17 protein-coding genes are annotated in these 18,302 nt (G+C 67.2%); 11 read left to right on the forward strand and 6 right to left on the reverse strand.

What is annotated here, in order from left to right; all coding sequences use genetic code 11:
- Positions 1–9: 9 nt before the first annotated feature.
- Entirely contained in the window at positions 10–402 is a 393-nt protein-coding gene (locus tag ACFORO_RS03850; protein ID WP_377869502.1) for a nuclear transport factor 2 family protein, read from the reverse strand.
- A 68-nt stretch (positions 403–470) separates the two neighbouring features.
- Between ACFORO_RS03850 and ACFORO_RS03855 the strand changes: the two genes are divergently transcribed.
- On the forward strand, positions 471–920 hold the full coding sequence (locus ACFORO_RS03855) for a MarR family winged helix-turn-helix transcriptional regulator (protein ID WP_377869503.1): 450 nt from the start codon (positions 471–473) through the stop codon (positions 918–920).
- Between the two features lie 213 nt (positions 921–1,133).
- Here the strand turns inward: ACFORO_RS03855 and ACFORO_RS03860 are convergent, their stop codons facing one another.
- From ACFORO_RS03860 to ACFORO_RS03870, 3 genes are all read right to left on the reverse strand, one after another.
- Positions 1,134–1,895, reverse strand: coding sequence for a GntR family transcriptional regulator (locus tag ACFORO_RS03860; RefSeq protein WP_377869504.1), 762 nt, complete (start codon positions 1,893–1,895; stop codon positions 1,134–1,136).
- 76 nt (positions 1,896–1,971) lie between these two features.
- Positions 1,972–2,952, reverse strand: coding sequence for an acetylxylan esterase (locus tag ACFORO_RS03865; RefSeq protein ID WP_377869505.1), 981 nt, complete (start codon positions 2,950–2,952; stop codon positions 1,972–1,974).
- Between the two features lie 84 nt (positions 2,953–3,036).
- Positions 3,037–3,861 (reverse strand): amidohydrolase family protein, encoded by an 825-nt coding sequence (locus tag ACFORO_RS03870; RefSeq protein ID WP_377869506.1) that lies wholly within the window; start codon positions 3,859–3,861, stop codon positions 3,037–3,039.
- Positions 3,862–3,906: 45 nt separating this feature from the next.
- Here ACFORO_RS03870 and ACFORO_RS03875 point away from each other — a divergent pair, with 45 nt between their 5' ends.
- The 3 genes from ACFORO_RS03875 to ACFORO_RS03885 are packed head-to-tail and all read left to right on the forward strand — an operon-like array spanning position 3,907 to position 7,677.
- Positions 3,907–5,766: a hypothetical protein gene (locus ACFORO_RS03875; RefSeq protein WP_377869507.1), complete on the forward strand. Its 1,860-nt coding sequence runs from the start codon at positions 3,907–3,909 to the stop codon at positions 5,764–5,766.
- Complete coding sequence (locus tag ACFORO_RS03880; RefSeq protein WP_377869508.1) at positions 5,763–6,662, forward strand: aldo/keto reductase; 900 nt, start codon at positions 5,763–5,765, stop codon at positions 6,660–6,662. Before ACFORO_RS03875 ends, ACFORO_RS03880 begins: the two co-directional genes overlap by 4 nt.
- Before the next feature lie 19 nt (positions 6,663–6,681).
- The gene (locus ACFORO_RS03885; RefSeq protein WP_377869509.1) at positions 6,682–7,677 is read left to right on the forward strand and encodes a LacI family DNA-binding transcriptional regulator; all 996 of its coding nucleotides are present in this window, start codon (positions 6,682–6,684) and stop codon (positions 7,675–7,677) included.
- On the opposite strand, the gene ACFORO_RS03890 is transcribed toward ACFORO_RS03885, so the two are convergent.
- Positions 7,674–8,669, reverse strand: a complete 996-nt coding sequence (locus ACFORO_RS03890) for a hydroxyacid dehydrogenase (RefSeq protein WP_377869510.1) — start codon at positions 8,667–8,669, stop codon at positions 7,674–7,676. The two genes, ACFORO_RS03885 and ACFORO_RS03890, sit on opposite strands and share 4 nt — an antisense overlap.
- A 1,288-nt stretch (positions 8,670–9,957) precedes the next feature.
- Here ACFORO_RS03890 and ACFORO_RS03895 point away from each other — a divergent pair.
- Together ACFORO_RS03895 and ACFORO_RS03900 are read left to right on the forward strand one after the other, a co-directional pair.
- Complete coding sequence (locus ACFORO_RS03895; protein ID WP_354741361.1) at positions 9,958–11,136, forward strand: MFS transporter; 1,179 nt, start codon at positions 9,958–9,960, stop codon at positions 11,134–11,136.
- 14 nt (positions 11,137–11,150) lie between these two features.
- Positions 11,151–11,972, forward strand: coding sequence for an aldo/keto reductase (locus ACFORO_RS03900; RefSeq protein WP_377869511.1), 822 nt, complete (start codon positions 11,151–11,153; stop codon positions 11,970–11,972).
- 468 nt (positions 11,973–12,440) lie between these two features.
- On the opposite strand, the gene ACFORO_RS03905 is transcribed toward ACFORO_RS03900, so the two are convergent.
- Positions 12,441–13,025: a dihydrofolate reductase family protein gene (locus ACFORO_RS03905; RefSeq protein ID WP_354741357.1), complete on the reverse strand. Its 585-nt coding sequence runs from the start codon at positions 13,023–13,025 to the stop codon at positions 12,441–12,443.
- Positions 13,026–13,096: 71 nt separating this feature from the next.
- On the opposite strand from ACFORO_RS03905, the gene ACFORO_RS03910 reads away from it, so the two are divergent.
- The 5 genes from ACFORO_RS03910 to ACFORO_RS03930 all read left to right on the forward strand — a co-directional run bounded on the left by ACFORO_RS03910 (position 13,097) and on the right by ACFORO_RS03930 (position 18,286).
- Complete coding sequence (locus tag ACFORO_RS03910) at positions 13,097–13,666, forward strand: TetR/AcrR family transcriptional regulator (protein ID WP_354741355.1); 570 nt, start codon at positions 13,097–13,099, stop codon at positions 13,664–13,666.
- Between the two features lie 76 nt (positions 13,667–13,742).
- Positions 13,743–15,773, forward strand: a complete 2,031-nt coding sequence (gene efeU / locus ACFORO_RS03915) for an iron uptake transporter permease EfeU (RefSeq protein WP_377869512.1) — start codon at positions 13,743–13,745, stop codon at positions 15,771–15,773.
- Positions 15,774–15,792: 19 nt separating this feature from the next.
- Positions 15,793–17,025: a Dyp-type peroxidase gene (locus ACFORO_RS03920; protein ID WP_377869513.1), complete on the forward strand. Its 1,233-nt coding sequence runs from the start codon at positions 15,793–15,795 to the stop codon at positions 17,023–17,025.
- A 41-nt stretch (positions 17,026–17,066) separates the two neighbouring features.
- The gene (locus tag ACFORO_RS03925; protein ID WP_377869514.1) at positions 17,067–17,471 is read left to right on the forward strand and encodes a MerR family transcriptional regulator; all 405 of its coding nucleotides are present in this window, start codon (positions 17,067–17,069) and stop codon (positions 17,469–17,471) included.
- Between the two features lie 290 nt (positions 17,472–17,761).
- Positions 17,762–18,286, forward strand: a complete 525-nt coding sequence (locus ACFORO_RS03930) for a YlcI/YnfO family protein (protein ID WP_377869515.1) — start codon at positions 17,762–17,764, stop codon at positions 18,284–18,286.
- Positions 18,287–18,302: the final 16 nt, after the last annotated feature.

Here is an 18,302-nt window from a genome sequence, read left to right on the forward strand (position 1 = left end):
CGTTTGTTTTCAGTTTTCCTGGATCCACGCCGGACTGATGCCCATCTCGGTAAACCGCCAGCCTTCTGCCGTTTTGGTCGCAGCAGTGGTCAGCCGCAAACCGCTACGGCGATGGGGCGGCTCGCCCTCGCGGTAGAAGTAGGCGAGCTGATTGGCAGTCGCCGTGGCGCGCTCGCCGTCGAGGTCGACCAGGATGTCGCTGTGCACGTGCTGGGCGAGTTCGTCGCGCTGCTGAGCGAGGAACTCGGTCACCTCGGCCAGTCCTCTCAGCTCGCCGCGCGGGGAATGAACGGCGATGTCGGGGTGGTAAACGCGGTCGATCTCGTCGTGACGACGCTCGTCCAGCATCCGTGCGAGACGGGCGAACAACTCGGCGACGTCGAGACGATCAGTGGTCGGCATGGGAACTCCTTCAATGTTGGTGCGACCAACACTAGAGCAAGGTTGTTGGTTGCGCCAACACTGCTAGCATGAGCGCCATGGACGAGATCCCGCGCCGCCTGACGGAGAAGCCGAGCTGGCTGCTCACCCAGCTGACCGTGCACGCCCGCCGGTTGGTGTCTCTGGGCTTCGCCGAGGCCGGGGCGCGCGGATACCACTACCGGATCCTGGCGGCGCTGGACGAGTTCGGCCCGGCCAGCCAGGCGGACCTGGGCCGCCGCTGCCGGGTGGACCGCAGCGACGTCGTGGCGGCGGTCAACCAGTTGGCCGAACTGGGCTACGCGGAGCGCACCCCGGACCCGGACCACGGGCGGCGCAACATCGTGCACCTCACCAAGTCCGGAGGCCGCCAGCTGCGCCGGATGGACAAGGTCCTGGACGGGGTCCAGGACGAGCTGCTGGGGGCTTTGTCAGCGGAGGAACGGACGACGTTGGTGCGGCTGCTGGGTCGGGTGCTGGCTGAGCACGAGGCTGGCTGAGTAGGTGGGCGGCGGGTTCGTTGCGGCGGTGCTGGTCAGGGGATGAGGCGTACCGCCTGGTGAGACGGCTGCGTTTCCCGCGAAGGTACGTGAGGGGAACCCTGAGGGAATCAGATTCCCTCAGGGTTCCCCTCACGTACCTCGGCATCGCGCGGCGGGAGCGAGAACCCCCGCGGCATTGGGTGCACCGCGGAATCCTGCGTCCGCGGCCCCTCACTTCTTCCGGCTGGCACTCCCACGCACAGCCCTCTTCTTCTGCGCCCGAGGATCCGGCACCGGCGACTGCCCCGCCGCATGCGCCGCGAACGCCTCCGCCGCGGCCTCCCCGTCGCGTTCGCGCAGCAGCGACACCAAGCGGCTGTGCTCGTCCGCCATCGCGTGCCAATCGCCGTCGAACAGCGGGTCCGCTATCGCCCGCAGCGCGCGCAGGCTCGGCTCCAGCACCTCCCACATCCGGGTGAGGAACGGGTTCCCCGGAACCTGGCTGACCAGCGTGTGGAACGCGATGTCGGCGTCGCGGAACTTGCCGACGTCGTTGAGCGCCACCGCGCGGTGCATGTCCTCGACCAGTTCGTCGAGCGCGGCGAGGTGCTCTTCGGTGATGTGCTCGGCGGCCAGCTGCGCGGCGAGCCGTTCCAGCGGTTCCCGCACCTGCCGCGCGTGTTCGGCGTCCTGTTCGGAGATCTCGACGACGAAATTGCCGCGCCGCGGGATGTGCGTCAGCAGGCCTTCGCGGGCGAGCTGTTTGACCGCCTCGCGGACCGGGGCCTGGCTCACGCCGAGCCTGCGCGCGATTTCCGATTCGACGACGCGTTCGTTCGGTTCGAGTTCGCCGTCCACGATCGCCTGGCGCAGCAGTGCGTACACCCGGTCGGAGATCAGCGGGTTGCGGAACTGGTCCTTGTTCGTGGCCAGTGTGGAGGCGAAACCCGCTGGTGCGTCGTCGGTTTGCCGTGTCTGGCGTGTCGTTGCCATGAGATTCCCATCGTGCGCTGCCGGAACCGTCCTGCCATGATAGGCGGGATCGCCTAACAGGTATCGATGGACCGGGTCAATTCCCGAGCAGTCCGGCCAGCCAGGCCAGTTTCACCGTTTCGTGCGGGGCCGCGCCGCCCTCGTGGTCGTTGAACGGATAGCTGCGGATGCTCTTGTGTTCCGGCGCGAGCCCATTGAGCGCACCGTAGTGATTGAACGCGGCGAACACCGTCGAGGGCGGGCAAATGTGGTCCATCAGCGCGGTGGAAAACAGCGCAGGCGCGTTCGCCCGCCGGGCGTGGCTCGCGCCGTCGAGATAAGCGAGCGTGCGGTTCACCGTTTCCGCGTGCTGCCGGCGCAGCTTCACGAACTGCTGCACCTCGACGTACGGCGGTTTGTCGGTGATCGTGGTGGCGCGCGGAAAATGGCACAGGAACGGCACGTCGGGCATCGCCGCGACGAGGTCCGGCACGAGTCCGGCGGCGGCCAGCGCGATCCCGCCGCCCTGGCTGGTGCCGGTGACCACGACGCGCGCCGGATCGACCTCCGGATGCGTGCGCACCGCGTCGACCGCGCGCACGGCGTCGGTGTAGACGCGGCGGTAGAAGTGGCGATGCGGGTCGAGGATGCCGCGGGTGAGGAACCCCGGGGCGGCGATGTCGCCGGTCGACGGGTCGGGGTCGGGCGTTTCCGCACCCTGGCCGCGGGTGTCCATGATGAAGTGCGCGTACCCGGCGCTGGCCCACAACGTCTTCTCGTGCGGCACGCCGCGGCCGCTGCCGTATCCCAGGTATTCCACGACTGCGGGCAGCGGGCCCGTGCGCGTGACCGGCAGCTGCAGCCAGCCGCGGATCGGGGCGCCGCCGTAGCCGCGGAAGGTGACGTCGAAGGTGTCGATCGTGGCGAGGCCGTTCGGCGTCGGCTCGAAGGTCGCCTCTACGTCGACGGCCCGCTGCTCGGCGAGCGTCTTCGCCCAGAACTCGTCGAAGTCGGCCGGTTCGGGGAGCGTCGGAAGGTAGCGTTCCAGCTCGTCGAGGGGCAGGTCGAAGAAGGCCATTGCGTTGGATCTCCAGGACTCCCGGGGCGACAGTCAATCATCGCCTATCGGTCGTTGAATCGAACCAGGCGCGCGGGAACGTTGTCAACCGGCCAGCCGGTAGACCTGGCGAGGCGTGCTGACCAGGATTCGGTCCCGTTCCGCCGGGGAAACGGCCTCCGTCGAGCGGGCCAGCGAGTCCGCGCGGGAACCGCGGGGCAGGCAGATCGGCCAGTCGGAGCCGACGACGCACCGGTCCGCGCCGACCGCGTCGAGCACCTGCCTCGCGATCGCCGGGGTGCCGTGCTGCTGGGTCAGCAGTCCGGACAGCTTCACGACCACGTTCGGCACCGACGCCGCTTCTCGTAGTTCTTGCTGCCATTCGTCGAGGTCAGAGGGGCTTCCGAGATGGTCGACCACGACAGTCAGCGTCGGGTATTCGACTGCCGCCTCGGCCGCCGTCCGCAATGCGTGCCGGTGGAGGTTGAGTTCGAGAGCCAGCCCCGCGTCGGCCAGCAGCGGCACGAGCGCACGGGCCGCTGGCGGGGTAGCGGCCCAGTCCGCGCCGCCGATCCGCATCCCGTTCGGCGGGTCCGGTTCGGCCAGCAGCGTGCGGAACTCGGCGGCCTCGTAGACGTGCAGATTCCCGACGTACCCCGCGATCAGTTCTGGGTTTCGCCGCCGTAGCTCCCGCAGGGTGGGCGTCTCTCCGGAATCCCCGCGCGACGCTTCGACCAGCACGGTTCCGGTGATACCCAGCCCCGCGCCCGCGTCCTCCAGATCCCTTGGGCCGAATGCGCGGTAATGCGGCGAACCGGGCTTGATCCAGGGAAACCCGGCGGCCGGGTCCCACAGATGCGCGTGGCAGTCGAACATCTCGCGGCCTCCGGGAGTATTGACACGGGGAATCCCGGTCTCGATGATAGCCATCGGTTATCGATCAGCAATAGAGAGCGGGTGGCGACGGTGCAGGACGTGCCTGAGGTACGGGCCGGTCGCAAGCTGGCGGCGGTGCCCGAGTGGGCGCGGCTGGAACGGGACCTGTTCGCCGCACTGGACCGGGCGTGGCCGGTGTTCTCCGCCCGCTACACCGAAGGCGACGGCCGGCTGGTCTTCCGCGACAAGCTCGGCGAGGGCCACGACGACCGCGACGGCGTCGACGACTTCTACGAACCGTTCTTCAACTGGCCGACCCTGTACCTGCTCGGCGGCAGCACCGAGATTCTCGACGCCGCACACCGGCATTGGCGCGGCGTCACTGAGCAGCTGGCCGAAATGGGCATGGTCGTCGACGGCATCGAGCGCGGCTACGACTGGTTCCACCAAGGCGAAGGCCTGCTGCTCTACTACGCCCTCTGCCTGGCGCGCCCCGACGACGCCGAACTACGCGACCTGGCCATCCGGTTCGCCGACCTTTACCTGCCCGGCGGGCCGAACTACTCCGCCGAACACCGCGTGATCCGCGCACCGCACACCGGTGCGGCAGGTCCGCGCTGGGGATTCAGCGACCACGAGGAGTACTTCCCGTGGAGCGAAGCGCTGCGCCCGTACGGACTTCCCCTGGACTGGTTGGGCATCACGGAGTTCGACGACCTCAAAGACCCAGCGAAGGCCCGCGCTTACGGTCGCGAAATGTGGGAACGAATGGGCCGCGGCGACGTCGTCGTGAACCTGGCCGTCACCAGCCTGGTTACCACTGCTTTCCTGCTGACCGGCAAACAACGTTACGCGGATTGGGTCGCGGAATACGTCGGCACCTGGCTCTCTCGGCTAGAAGACCGCGAAGTGCTGCCGGACAACGCAGGCCTGCATGGCGAAGTCGGCGAACACCTGGACGGCCGCTGGTACGGCGGACACTACGGCTGGGCCTGGCCGCACGGACTGAACCCAGTCGGCACCGCCACGCTAGTCGCGGCAATGAACGCCGTACTCCTGACCGGCGACGAGTCCTTTTTAGACCTCGCACGCAACCCGCAAGACGTGGTGCTGAAGCAAGCAGAACCTCGCAGCGGCGCAGAAATGGGCACCCTGAAGAAACGCTGGCAACCACACCTGCGCGAGCTGGACGGTGCCCCGACCCTGATGGTCCCGCAACGACACGACGACTCCGGCTGGTTCGACTACAACATCATGCCGACCCAACTGCCCGTCTCGCTGTGGCAGTTCAGCCGCGACACCGCGGACCTCGAACGGATCGAACGCTTGCGCGCGGAGTCCACTTGGGACTGGTCGACCGTCCACACGCAACGACTCAAGGACGAAGCCGGTCACGAAGAACCGTGGTTCGAGTACCTGCACGGCCGCAATCCCGAGTTCCCAGAACGAATGCTGCGCAGCGCTTTGGACAGCAGCGCGGCCAAGCTGGCCGCGATCGAGCAGGATCCGGTGGCGGTTCCCAGCGCTCTGGACATCCACCACTGGCAGGACCACAATCCCGTCGTCACCGAGGCGTTGCTGCAGTTGACCACCGGGTCACCGCAGATCCTGTATAACGGCGGCCTCGCCCAACTGCACCTGCGATACTTCGACGCAGACCTCCACCGCGCTGGCCTGCCGGAAGACGTCGCCGCGCTGGTGTCCGACATCGCGACCGAGCACACCGTCGTCGACCTGGTGAATCTCGGTGCCACCACACGGAATCTCCTGCTGCAGTCCGGAACTTTCGCCGAACACCGCCTGGAATCGGTGCGGGTCGACGACGCTCCGGCCTTTCCTGTCAACGGCCGGTACCTGCGAGTGGAATTGCCGCCGTCGAGCGCAGTCCGACTCACTCTGTCGGTGACGCTGCGAGCTTCGACGCCGACCATGCGCGCACCCTGGGAGACCGAACAATGAACGTCAACCTGCCGCGCCTAGGCATCGGCACCGCACCGTTGGGCGGCTTGTTCGAGGAGGTGTCCGAAATGGACGCCGCAGCGACCATCCGCGCCGCCGTCGATAGCGGGATCACCTACTTCGACACCGCCCCACGCTACGGCCACGGCCAAGCCGAGGAACGACTCGGCCGTCTGCTGTCAGAAGTCCCTCGCCCGGTTATGTCCACCAAGACCGGCTGGCTGCTGCGCCCCGAGTCCAAAGTAGAACCCGTGTGGACCGAACACGGCATCCGAGAGTCGCTGGAATCCAGCCTTACCCGCTTGCAACGGTCCTCTGTGGACATTCTCTACCTGCACGACCCAGACGAATTCCCCGACGAAGTCCGCACATCGGCTTACCCGGCCGCACGAAAACTGCGTGACGAAGGTTTGACCCGCGCCATCGGCTTCGGCATGAACCACGCCGAAAAACTGGCCGCATACGTCGCCGAGTACGAAGTGGACGTCGTCCTCATCGCAGGCCGATTCTCCCTACTAGACCACGACGCGCTACGAACCCTGCTGCCACTGTGCACCGAACGCGGTACCGAGGTAGTCGTAGGCGGCGTATTCAACACCGGCCTGCTAGCCGACCCGAACTCCGCGGCGATGTTCAACTACCGCCCAGTGCCCGCCGAACCACTGGCCCGCGCGCGCCGCTGTGCAGAAATATGCGCAGATTTCGACATCCCTCTCACCGCGGCCGCCATCCAGTTCCCTTTCTTGCATCCTGCGGTCCGGTCAGTCGTAGTCGGCTGCCGCTCCGCCGCCGAGGTCACCCGCAACGCGACCGACTCCCGGCTGCCGATCCCGGATGAGCTGTGGAACCGGCTCGCTACCGAAGGTTTCGTACCGCCGGAACTGCTGCCAGCCTGAGCCCGAGTACTGTTCCGGCATGCCGGGCAGAAACCGGGTGACGCTGCGTGAGGTCGCCGAGCACGCACAAGTGTCCGTAGCGACAGTTTCCCGCGTACTGGCCGGAAACTACCCCGTTGCTACTGAAACCCGCCGCCGCGTCGAACAGTCGATCCAGGCTCTCGACTACGTCGCCAACGTGCATGCCCGCGCCCTAGCCGGCGTCGCCCCGCGGACGGTCGCGTTTGTGCTGCCAGACATCCGCGCACAAGCCTTCGCCCACGCCGCCCAAGGCGTAGAAGAGGCAAGTGCGGAGCATGGAGCACTCTGCCTAATCTGCACAACACAAGGCGACCCAGAACGAGAACGCGCCGTATTCCACCTGCTGCGAGAACAACGAGCCAGCGCAGTAATCCTGATTGGCGGCGTAATCGACGATGAGGAATACTGCAAGAGAATCACCGACCTATCCAACGGACTAACCGCAGCAGATTCCCGCCTAGTCCTGTGTGGACGCCCTCCGGTGGATGGCGTCCCCTCCATCGAATACGCCAACGAAGCCGGTGCCTACGCGGTAACTCAGCACCTACTATCGTCAGGCCACCAAAGAATCCTCTTCCTCGGCGGCCCGACCTCCGGCCCCGCAACCACAACGGTCACCGATCGCCTGGCGGGCTACCGCCGCGCCCTAGGCCACCCCGGCTGGGTACAACCGTCCGACTTCACCCGAGAATCCGGCTACCAGCAACTTTGCGCCCGACTGCCCGAAGATTTCACCGCCGTCTTCGCCGCAACAGACCTCGTCGCTGCAGGTGCGCGCACCGCTTTGCGTTCACACGGCCTACGCGTGCCAGAAGACGTCTCCCTAGTCGGCTACGACGATCTCGATCTAGCGGAGGACTTGGGCCTGACCACCGTCCGAGTGCCCTACGAGGACCTAGGCCGCGCCGCCGTCCACCTTGCCCTCTCCAGCCGTACGGAACATCCTGTGCTGGAAACTTCCGTCGTAGTCCGAACTTCCGTCGCCCACTTCTAGGCGAGCCGCGCCAGCGCCGCTCGATGCACCGGATACGCAGCCGGTTTCCCCGCCGCGAACAACTCCAACTCCCGGACCGCACTAGCCCCGAGCCGCGCCAGCTCATTTCCTCGCGATCCGGCCAGATGTGGGGTAAGGAAGACGTTGGGCAATGTCCACAGCGGATGGCCGGGCGGCAGAACTTCCGGCTCCGTCACGTCCAACACCGCTTTGATCCGCCCGGTCGCGAGTTCCCTGGTGAGCGCCGCGGTATTGACGAGCGCACCCCGGGCCGTGTTGACGAGCGTCGCGCCGTCGCGCAGGAGAGCCAGCTCCGCGGTGTCCAGCAGATTCCGGGTCTCCGGAAGATCCGGTGCCTGCACGGTCACGATGTCGCTGGCCGCCAACAACTCTGGCAGCTCAAGCAACTCCACCCCGAGCCGCGCCGCCCCTTCCTGATCGAGGAATGGATCAGTCACCGAAACCCGAAAATCGAACGGCCGCAACAGTTCGATGAGCCGCCGCCCAGTCCGCGACGCTCCGATGACCCCGACCCGTGCACCGTAGTTGCCGGGTTCCCCACCCGACGCCGGATCCCCGGGCGTCCGATGGCTTCGGTAGCTCTCGCGCTCCCGGAACGCGTCCTTGCCCGCGAACAAAATCGCCGCCAACGAAAACTCGGCCACCGGGAGCGCGTTCGCGTCGGCCGCTGAGGTGATGCGCAGACCGCGCTCCCAACATGCTTCGGTGACGTGCGCCTTCACCCCGCCCGCCGCATGAAACGCCGCCCGCAACCGAGGAGCCCGCTCAAGCACGTCAGCGGTGATCGGCGGACACCTCCAGCCGGTGATCAGCACTTCGACGTCCGCGAGTTCGACCTCCCCGAAGTTCTCGGCCACCACGTCGGGATCGAGGTCCGCCACCGCATGCAACCGTTCGAGCACCGGAGCGGGAAAAAGACCGGGCACATAGCGAGACGCCATCGCAAACAACGCGCGAGGCCGCTGTGTCATGGGTACCTCCGGGATAGTAAGCGCTTTCTATCCTAGCCAAGAGGACCGGTCGATTGCATACCGCAGACCGGCTACATGGAGCCAGTCAGCTGAATCCGACCGACTGGCTCCAGCCGACGACATCCCCGCCGCCCGGATCCGGCCAACAACATCCGGCCAACAACATCCGGCGGACTGTATGCAATGGACAACATCCCGCCGACGCGACGGCAGCCAACTGGATCCGGCCGACTGCCTCTCGCTGAAGACTCTTTGACTGTCACGAGACTCTTTGACTGTCGCGCACGGAGGACCTCCATGACTGCCACGCGCAGAAGACCTTCTGCCTGCCGCCCGCGGAAGATCTCCCTGAGCGCGGCCTGCCGAACGGGTTCTTGACTGGCATCGGCCGAAGCGCTCTATCGACGTGGCCCGCCGGAGGCTTTCCTGGCTGCCATCCGCGAAGCTTTCCCTGGCCATGGATGGCCGAACCGGTTCTTGACTTGCACTGGCCGAAGTGCTCTGTCGGCGTGGCTCGGCGAGGCTTTTCCTGACTGCCACCCGCGAGGCTTTCCTTGGCCATGGCCGACCGAACGTGTTCCTGACTGCCACCCGCCGGAGATCTCCCTGACCGTGGCCCGCCGGAGTCCTTCCTGGACGCCGCCCTTCGAGTCGGGATGTCGGGAAGTCGCATGGATCCCGCCGATTGGATCCTGCGGTGTCGCGTACTGGCGACCGTCGTCGGGATTCCGTCCGCTTGTCGACTGGCCGCAGGTATGCCGGTCGATTGCATACCATCGACTGGCTACGCGGATCCAGTCCGCTAGATCCGGTCCGCTAGATCCAGTCGACTGAACCTTGTTCACTTGTCGACCCGGCGCAAGTATGCCGGTCGATTGTATACCGTCCAATCATCTTCGGGCGGCAGTCGACAAACCCTGTGGTCATTTGCCGAGCGGGGATCGCCGTCCCGGGCGCGATCGACCCAGGCCCCATTGTCAACCCGGGCCCCGTTTGGACTCCATGCCAATCCGGGCCCCATTCGGGCTTCATGTCAATCCGGCCGCCATCTTCACCGTGTTGAGACCCTCGCCCTGGCTCATCACTGCCGCCGCTTCGAGGCCCTCGTCCTGGCTCGTCACCGCTGCCGCCTCGAGATCCGTGCAGCTCTTGCCCCGTCCGTGTCAGCTGAGACTGTGACCCTCATCAACAACACGCGCCAACAACAAGACGCGTATGCAACTATTGCGAAAGCCGACAAGCGGCATCGACACGCAGAACGAGACGCAGACCAAGGAGACGCGGGCTCATGCCATTAGCACTGGTAGCGCTGGCCATCGGGGCCTTCGGGATCGGTACCACCGAGTTCGTGATCATGGGTTTGCTCCCCGAGATCGCCGCGGACTTCGGGGTTTCCATCCCGTCCGCGGGCTTTCTGGTGACCGGGTACGCGCTCGGGGTCGTCGCGGGGGCGCCGGTGATGACCATTCTCGGCACGAAGATCAATCGCAAGACCATGCTTATGCTGCTCATGGGCCTGTTCATCGCGGGGAACCTGCTGTCGGCGGTCGCGCCGGCGTTCGGGGTCATGCTCGCGGGGCGCATTGTCGCGTCGCTGGCGCACGGGGCGTTCTTCGGGATCGGCTCGGTCGTCGCGGCGGAACTGGTCGCGCCGGACAAACGCGCGGGCGCGATCGCGATCATGTTCACCGGGCTCACCGTCGCCAACATCGTCGGCGTGCCGCTCGGGACGTTTGTCGGGCAGGCGGTCGGCTGGCGGGTCACCTTCGGGATCGTTGCGGCGCTTGGCGTTGTCGGGCTGGCGGGAGTCGCGAAGCTGGTGCCGGATCTGCCTCGGCCGGAAGGTGCGCATCTGCGCAAGGAGCTGGCCGCGTTCCGGAACGTTCAGGTTGTTCTCGCGATGGCCATGACGGTTCTCGGCTTCGGCGGTGTCTTCGCGGCAATCACCTACATCGCCCCGATGATGACCGAGATCGCCGGATACTCGGCGGGCGCGGTGACCTGGTTGCTGGTGCTGTTCGGCGTCGGCATGTTCCTCGGCAACCTGACCGGCGGCCGGTTCGCTGACCGCAAGCTCATGCCGATGTTGTACGTCAGCCTCGGCGGCCTCGCGATCGTCCTGGCGCTGTTCACGGTCACCGCGCACAGCAAAATCCTCGCCGCGGCAACGATTCTGCTGATCGGCGCGCTCGGGTTCGCCACGGTGCCGCCGCTGCAGAAGCGCGTTCTCGACCAGGCGCACGGCGCGCCGACGCTCGCCTCCGTCGTCAACATCGGCGCCTTCAACCTCGGCAACGCTCTGTCCGCGTGGCTCGGCGGCGTCGTGATTTCCGCCGGATTCGGTTACACCGCACCGAACTGGGTCGGGGTCGCGCTCGCCGCTTCCGCGCTCGGCCTCGCGATCTGGTCGGCCGCCCTCGAGCGCCGTCCGCGCGTCGCGGTGGCCGAACCCCTTGTCCAGCAGTGAGAAAGGCAATTCGCATGACTGTCCCCAACGTCCGCCTCAACAACGGCGTCGAGATCCCGCAACTCGGCTTCGGCGTCTTCCAGGTCCCGGACGACCAGACCGCCGCCGCGGTGACCAGCGCTCTCGAAGCCGGTTACCGCAGCATCGACACCGCCGCGATCTACGGCAATGAGGCCGGCGTCGGCCGCGCCATCGCCGAGTCCGGGATCTCGCGCGAGGACCTCTTCGTCACCACCAAGCTGTGGAACGACGACCAGTGCTACGACTCCACCCTCCGCGCCTTCGACGTCAGCCTCGCCAAGCTCGGTCTCGACTACGTCGACCTGTACCTGATCCACTGGCCGACGCCCGCCCGCGACCGCTACCTCGACACGTGGCGCGCACTGGAACACCTCGCCAAGGACGGCCGGATCCGCGCCGCCGGCGTGTCCAACTTCCAGCCCGCGCACCTGCGCCGCCTGCTCGACAACAGCGGCCTCGTGCCCGCGGTCAACCAGATCGAGCTGCACCCCGGCCTCCAGCAGGCGGAGCTGCGCGCTTTCCACGCCGAGCACGGCATCGCGACCGAAGCGTGGAGCCCGCTCGCTCAGGGCGCGGTCTTGATCGACCCGGCGATCACCGAAATCGCCGCGCGCACGGGGAAGTCGGCGGCGCAGGTGGTGCTGCGCTGGCACCTGCGGCTGGGCAACATCGTGATCCCGAAGTCCGTGACGCCCGCCCGGATCCGGCAAAACCTCGACGTCTTCGACTTCGACCTGACCGACGCCGACCTCACCGCGATCGCCGCCGCCGACCGCGGTCTGCGGACTGGTCCGGACCCGGATCAGCTCAACTGACTGATCGTTGCGAGACAAGGGAAGCCCGGTCGCCGGGAGCCAACACGGCTCCCGGCGACTTGGTGTATCCGGAGGCCGGGAGTGAGTTGAGAACCCGCTCGATGGGCGGCGAGGGCTTGCGCGGCGGTCGGCGGGGTTGCCGGAAGTGGCGAGAGCCTGGGGGAGCTAGCGCGGCTCGGTGACCAGGTGCCCGGGTGCCGGGAGCCCGGGGGAAGTTAGTGCGGCTTGGTGCCAGGTGCCCGGGGTGCCGGGAGCGGCCAACGATCCGCCGATCGGTAGCAAGCTTTGCCGGAGGAGTCAGCGGGCGCGTGATTCCTCCGGCTGCCGCGGTTCTCTCAGAACACCGGACTTTCCCTCCCTTTACCGTCGCACGGCCCATCCGGTCTGCTGGCACCGACCGGCTCGCTCAGCTGCGACGAGGGCGGCGAGCCGGTTCGAGCATCGGCAGTGTTGCTGCGAGCAGCTTGTCTAGTTCCGCACAAGCCGGGTAGCCGTGACCCCGTTCGGAAAGGCCGTTCGCTCCGCCACGGAGAACACCGTCGGATCGAACACGCCGTCCACCATGGGGATGCCCGCACCGGCCACCACCGGGTAGCTCTTCAGCACGATCTCGTCGATCTCCGGCATCAGCGCTCCGGCCAGTTTGCCGCCGCCGCAGAGCCAGATGTCTTGGCCGGTTTCTTCCTTCTTCAGGTCTTTCACCAGGCCGACCGGGTCGCCGGGGACGACGGTTACGGCTGGGTCGATGTCCGGCTTCAGGGTGCTCGACACGACGTACTGCCGCAGGTGCGCATAGGGACTCGGGACGCTCGGATCGAGCTGGTGCGTCGCGCGGCCCATCAGCACGGTGTCGAATCTGCGGTTCGGGGCGCCTTCGACACCGGCCATGGCGCGGAAGGCGGTCGGGACCGTCTCGGGGTACAGCGAGTTCATGAATCCCATGTAGGCGGCGGTCTGCTGCGCATCTCCTCCCGGGAAGAAGTCGAACTCGTCCCCGGGGCCGGCGATGCGGCCGTCGAGGGTGACTGCGATGTAGTACACGAGCTTTCGCATCTAGTAACTCCGTCTGTAGTACTCTGATTGAAGTGGTTTGAACCGTACAACTACAACTGGAGTGGTGTCAAATGGTGCGGAGGAACGACCAGCGGCGGGCTGCGCTTGTCGACGGGGCGATCGAGGTCTTGGCGCGGGAAGGGGCGCGCGGGCTGACGTTCCGGGCGGTCGACGCGGAGGCCGGCGTGCCCGCGGGGACGGCGTCCAACTACTTCGCCAATCGCGACGAGCTCTTCACGCAGGCTGGGGCTCGGGTGTACGAGCGGCTGCAGCCAGAGGACGACTCGCTCCCGCCTGGGCTGGAGGACCGGGAGTCGTACGCGCAGTTGATGCGCGACCTGGTCGGCCGGATCGCGGCGTTTCGCACGGGGTATCTCGCGTTGCTGGAGCTCCGGCTCGAGGCGACTCGACGGCCGGAGTTGCGCAGGGTGTTGACGGAGCGGGTCCGGGACGATGTCGAGGGGAATGTCGCGTACCACCTGGCGTCCGGGCTCCCGGGCGACGCGACGGCGGTCAAGTTGCTGATTCTCGCGTTGAACTGGCTGATCGTCGAACAGCTCACGTTGCCGGACGTTTTCTCCGAAGCGGAACGGGAAGAATTGATCACCGAGGCGGTCAAACGCATCATCGGCCCCGAATAAGGACTATTCGGGAGGAAAAGAACCGTTTCGCGGCCCGCTCTCGACCGACAATTTAGGTTTGCCTATCGTAATCTTCGTGCAGTGGGCAGACGCGGTTCCGAACCTCATGATCGGCTTGCGCGAAGGGCTGGAAGCAGGCCTCGTCGTGAGCATCCTGCTGGCCGCGTTGCGCAAGCTGCGGCCGGACGACAGCACGGAAAACGGAGTGTCCACGGCTCCGGTGTGGCTGGGCGTAGTGGGCGCGGTGACCGTAGCGGGTAGTTTCGCCACGATTCTCACCTTTTCCACCGATGTCCTTTCTTCTCGGGCGCAGCAGATCGTCGGCGGCTCGTTGAGTGTGCTCGCGGTATTCCTCGTCACCGGCATGGTGTTTTGGATGCGCCGGACCGCGATGGGGCTTTCCGCGCAATTGCGCGGCGAAGTCGAACGCGCGGTGGCGATCGGCGCGGGCGCGCTGACGCTCACGGCATTCCTGGCTGTCGGCCGCGAAGGGCTGGAGACCACGCTGTTCCTCTGGACGGCGGTGAAGGCGTCCGGCACCACGGTCGCGCCGCTGACCGGAGCGGCGCTCGGGCTCGGCATCGCGATCCTGTTGTGCTGGCTGCTCTATCGCCGAGCCGTGAAACTCAACCTCGGCGTTTTCTTCAGCCGTACCGCTTTCGTGCTGATCGTCATCGCGGCCGGCGTCCTCTCCTACGGCCTGGGCGACCTGCAGGACGGGGGAGTGCTGCCCGGCCAGAGCTGGGTCGCGTTCGACCTCACCGGCACGCTCGACCCGAACTCTTGGTGGGTTTCGCTGATCAGCGGCGTCACCGAACTGACGCCCAGGATGACCGTGCTGCAGGTGACGGCCTGGCTCGGCTACCTCGCCGTCGTGATCCCGCTGTTCGTCAAGGCCGGGCGACAGCCGGTCGAGCGAAAGCCGGCAAGCGAAGCCGCGCCGGCCGGGAAGTGGGAACGGCTCGCGGGTAAGCACACTGTGCTCGTCGCGGGCGCGCTGGTGCTGGTACCGGTCGCGGTGGCGGCCTTGGTGATCGCCGCGCTTCCCCAAGCCGCGACGGGTTCCACGGTTTCGGTGGGCGAGCACGACTGCGCGCCCGAATGGAAGTCCGCGCAGGCCGGGACGCAAAGCATCACCGTCACCAACAAAACCGCGAAGGCGGGCGAGATCCGGCTCGACGACAGCAGCGGCGGGATCGTCGCGGAGATCGAGACGATCGGTCCGGCCACGAGTGCCACGATGTCCGCGACGCTGGCCGACGGGTCCTACACCTTCCACTGCCTGATGTCCGGGCAGGCCACCACCGCGTCGGCTCCGGTGCAGGTCAGCGGTGGTGCGGCCAACGACGGGCCAGCGCCGGTCAAACCGGTCACCACAGAAGACCTAGCCGGACCGAATCAGAAATATCTCGGTTACGCCGCCCAGCAGCTCGCCGCGGTGTCGACCGCGGTGAGTACGGTCCGCGCGGATTTGACGGCAAATAACACTGAGGCGGCGAAGAAGGATTGGCTCGCCGCGCAGCTCGCGTGGGAGCGCGTGGGGGCGTCCTACAACAGCTTCGGCGACGTGGGCACTGCGGTCGACGGCCTGCCCAACGGCCTGCCCGCGGGCGCGGCCGATCCTGGCTTCACCGGGTTGCACCGCTTGGAGTACGGCCTGTGGCACGGTCAGGCTCCGGCGTCGCTGGTCCCGGTCGCCGACCAGCTCACCCAGGATATCGCGGCCCTGCGCGGAAAACTCGCCACCGACGACGTCGCGGGCGATCCCACGAAGCTGCCGATCCGCGCGCACGAAATCCTCGAGGACGCGATCCGCGATCATCTGTCCGGAATGGACGATCAAGGCAGTGGAACTGCTTACGCCACAACGGATGCGGACATCGACGTCACCCGAACTGTCCTGGCCGAGCTGACTCCGCTGCTCAACGAGCGCGCTCCGAATCTGGTCCAGACGGCGGCAAGGCAGCTCGACACGCTGCACGAAGCGCTGGCCAACCACGCGCCCAGCACCCTCGCCCAACGCCAGGCGGTGAACGGCGCGGCCGGGGCTGTCGTCGAGACGCTGTCCGCGGCGCCCACTCTGCTCGAAGTTCCTCCGAGCCACTGATCGGCTGGTGAATCCCGAAGTGACGAACGTCAATCGCCGCAACTTCCTGAAAGGCGCGGCCGCCGGCGCGGCAGGCACCGCGCTCACCGGAGGCGTGCTGATCGGCGGCGCCCAAGCCGACGAACGCTCCGCCGGCGCGGCACCGGCCCCGGCGACCGAGCACCCGTTCCACGGCGCGAACCAGTCCGGCGTGCTCACCCCGGCTCCGGCGGAAAAGCAGGCTTCCGCGGCCTTCGTGGCATTCGACCTGCTCAGCGGCTCGAAGACGGACCTGATCGCGCTCCTGCACACGCTCACCGACCGGGCCCGGTTCCTCGCCACCGGCGGAACGCCGCCGAACCTGGGCGTCGGAAGACCGCCGTCGGACAGCGAGGTGCTCGGCCCGTCCGTCCTCGCCGACGGCCTCACCGTCACGGTTTCGTTCGGTGCCAGCCTTTTCGACCGCGTCGGCCTCGGCGCGCACAAACCGAAAAAGCTGACGCCGATGAAGGTCTTCCCCGACGACGCGCCGGAAGCCGCCTGGATGCACGGGGATCTGCTGATCCAGTTGTGCGCCAACAACCCGGACACCGTGCACCACGCGCTCCGCGACCTCACCCGGCACACCCGCGGCGCGATGCAGGTGCGGTGGAAGATGCACGGCTACAACCCGCCGCCGCGGCCGTCCGGCGCGGGCCGGAATCTGCTCGGGTTCAAGGACGGCACGGCGAATCCGGTCGGCGGCGAGGCGAACGGGCTGGTGTGGGTCGACGATCCGGCCGAGCCGGTCTGGGCGCGCGGCGGCAGCTATCAGGTGGTGCGGCTGATCCGGATGCTGGTCGAGTTCTGGGACCGGGTGTCGATCAACGAGCAGGAGAAGATGTTCGGCCGCCGCCGCGATTCGGGTGCCCCGCTGGACGGCAACACCGAGACCGACAACCCGAACTACCCCGCCGACCCCCAGGGTGCGGTGATCCCGCTGACCTCGCACATCCGCAAGGCCAACCCGCGCACGCCCGCCACCGACAACCAGCGCCTGGTCCGCCGCTCCTACAACTACGACCTCGGCGTGGACGCGAACGGCGAACTCCAGGCCGGGCACGTGTTCGTCTGCTACCAGCAGGACGTGCGGCGGCAGTTCGAGACCGTGCAGCAGCGGCTGGCCGGCGAGCCGCTGGTGGACTACGTGCAGCCGTTCGGCGGCGGCTACTTCTTCACGCTGCCGGGCGTCCGCGACCAGAACGACTGGTACGCGAGCGGACTGTTTGGTTAGGCTAACCTTGCTTTGGTCGTCGTGGTGCGGTGCAATGAGGTATGGACCTGTACTCGATCGGCGAGGTGTCGGCGCGCTTCGCCGTGCCGGTTTCGACGCTGCACTACTGGGAGAGCTGCGGCCTGATCGAGCCGCGCCGCCGCTCCGGCTGGCGGTTTTACGACCGGGACCAGCTGTATCGGATCGCGCTGATCCGCACCTGGCGGGAGACCGGCCACCTGAGCCTCGACGACATCGCCGTGCTGCTCGGGAGCCGCGGCCAGTCCGGCGATTGGCGGGGCACGGTCACCGCTCGGATCGAGGCGATCCAGGCGGAGGTGAGTCGGCTGCTCGACGCGCAGGCGTATCTGCAGCACCTCATGACGTGCAGTCACGACGGCGCGCTGGACGAGTGTCCCCGCTTCCGTGCCGGGGTCGATCTGCCGGTCGCGAAGGCGGCCAAGTAGTCGCAGCGGAGCGCCCCAATGTGGCATTGGGTGCATGCGACGCACCCAATGTGGCGTTCGGTGCGCCTGACGCACCCAATGCCACATTGGGGGCGTGGCGGATCGTGGCGGCGGTGGTCCGGATGCGGGGCTTGCTCTGCTGCGGGATCGGGTGGCACGCCATCGCGGCACCTGATTTTTCGGGTGGCACCACGCTCTGAACTGGGGATTTGCTCTTGAATGAGCCGTAGTGGTGCCAAACTGAGCCAAGGTGGCTTGTGGTGGTGCCAAGCGTGTGCCATAGTGGTGCCATGGACTTGACCACGTACGTAAGCAACCTCGGGTGGGAATTCGCGACGCTGGCCGAGGCCAGTGGCGAAGAGGGACGCGCGCTGGTCGAGCGGCTGACCGGATCGCTCGAATCGGCGATCCGGATGACCCTCCTGGACACGCTGTCCGGCGCCGTCGACGAGATCACCCGGGACCTCGCGCCCGGCTCGGTCGAATTGCGCCTGCGCGGCCGCGATCCGAACTTCGTCGTGACCTCGCCGCCCGCCGAGCCCGTTCCGGCCGCCGCGCCCGCGGCGGAACCGGTGCCGGAGAGCAGCGAGCCGCTGTTCTCCGAGGACGGGCCGTCGGCGCGGATCAACGTGCGGCTGCCCGAACAGCTCAAAGCCGCGGTCGAGGAGGCCGCCGCCAAGGAGGGTCGTTCGGTCAACGCGTGGCTCGTCCGGGCGGCCACCGCGGCATTGCAGCAGCGGCCCGAACGCGAACAGCGTTTCGAGTCGCCCGGCGGCAGTTTCTCCAAGCAGAGCTTCACCGGCTGGGTCCGGTAGCTCCCTTCTTCACCAA

This window comes from Amycolatopsis halotolerans, from assembly GCF_042647905.1.
In the GTDB taxonomy this organism is placed as follows: domain Bacteria; phylum Actinomycetota; class Actinomycetes; order Mycobacteriales; family Pseudonocardiaceae; genus Amycolatopsis; species Amycolatopsis halotolerans.

Bases quoted from the DNA above. Each gene is read 5' to 3' on its own strand.
- ACFORO_RS03905 (WP_354741357.1), bottom strand. From the start codon at position 13,025: ATGCGAAAGCTCGTGTACTACATCGCAGTCACCCTCGACGGCCGCATC.
- ACFORO_RS03890 (WP_377869510.1), bottom strand. From the start codon at position 8,669: ATGACACAGCGGCCTCGCGCGTTGTTTGCGATGGCGTCTCGCTATGTG.
- ACFORO_RS03930 (WP_377869515.1), top strand. From the start codon at position 17,762: ATGGACTTGACCACGTACGTAAGCAACCTCGGGTGGGAATTCGCGACG.
- ACFORO_RS03925 (WP_377869514.1), top strand. From the start codon at position 17,067: ATGGACCTGTACTCGATCGGCGAGGTGTCGGCGCGCTTCGCCGTGCCG.
- ACFORO_RS03870 (WP_377869506.1), bottom strand. From the start codon at position 3,861: ATGGCTATCATCGAGACCGGGATTCCCCGTGTCAATACTCCCGGAGGC.
- ACFORO_RS03895 (WP_354741361.1), top strand. From the start codon at position 9,958: ATGCCATTAGCACTGGTAGCGCTGGCCATCGGGGCCTTCGGGATCGGT.
- ACFORO_RS03885 (WP_377869509.1), top strand. From the start codon at position 6,682: ATGCCGGGCAGAAACCGGGTGACGCTGCGTGAGGTCGCCGAGCACGCA.
- ACFORO_RS03910 (WP_354741355.1), top strand. From the start codon at position 13,097: ATGGTGCGGAGGAACGACCAGCGGCGGGCTGCGCTTGTCGACGGGGCG.
- ACFORO_RS03865 (WP_377869505.1), bottom strand. From the start codon at position 2,952: ATGGCCTTCTTCGACCTGCCCCTCGACGAGCTGGAACGCTACCTTCCG.
- ACFORO_RS03860 (WP_377869504.1), bottom strand. From the start codon at position 1,895: ATGGCAACGACACGCCAGACACGGCAAACCGACGACGCACCAGCGGGT.
- ACFORO_RS03850 (WP_377869502.1), bottom strand. From the start codon at position 402: ATGCCGACCACTGATCGTCTCGACGTCGCCGAGTTGTTCGCCCGTCTC.
- ACFORO_RS03880 (WP_377869508.1), top strand. From the start codon at position 5,763: ATGAACGTCAACCTGCCGCGCCTAGGCATCGGCACCGCACCGTTGGGC.
- ACFORO_RS03900 (WP_377869511.1), top strand. From the start codon at position 11,151: ATGACTGTCCCCAACGTCCGCCTCAACAACGGCGTCGAGATCCCGCAA.
- ACFORO_RS03855 (WP_377869503.1), top strand. From the start codon at position 471: ATGAGCGCCATGGACGAGATCCCGCGCCGCCTGACGGAGAAGCCGAGC.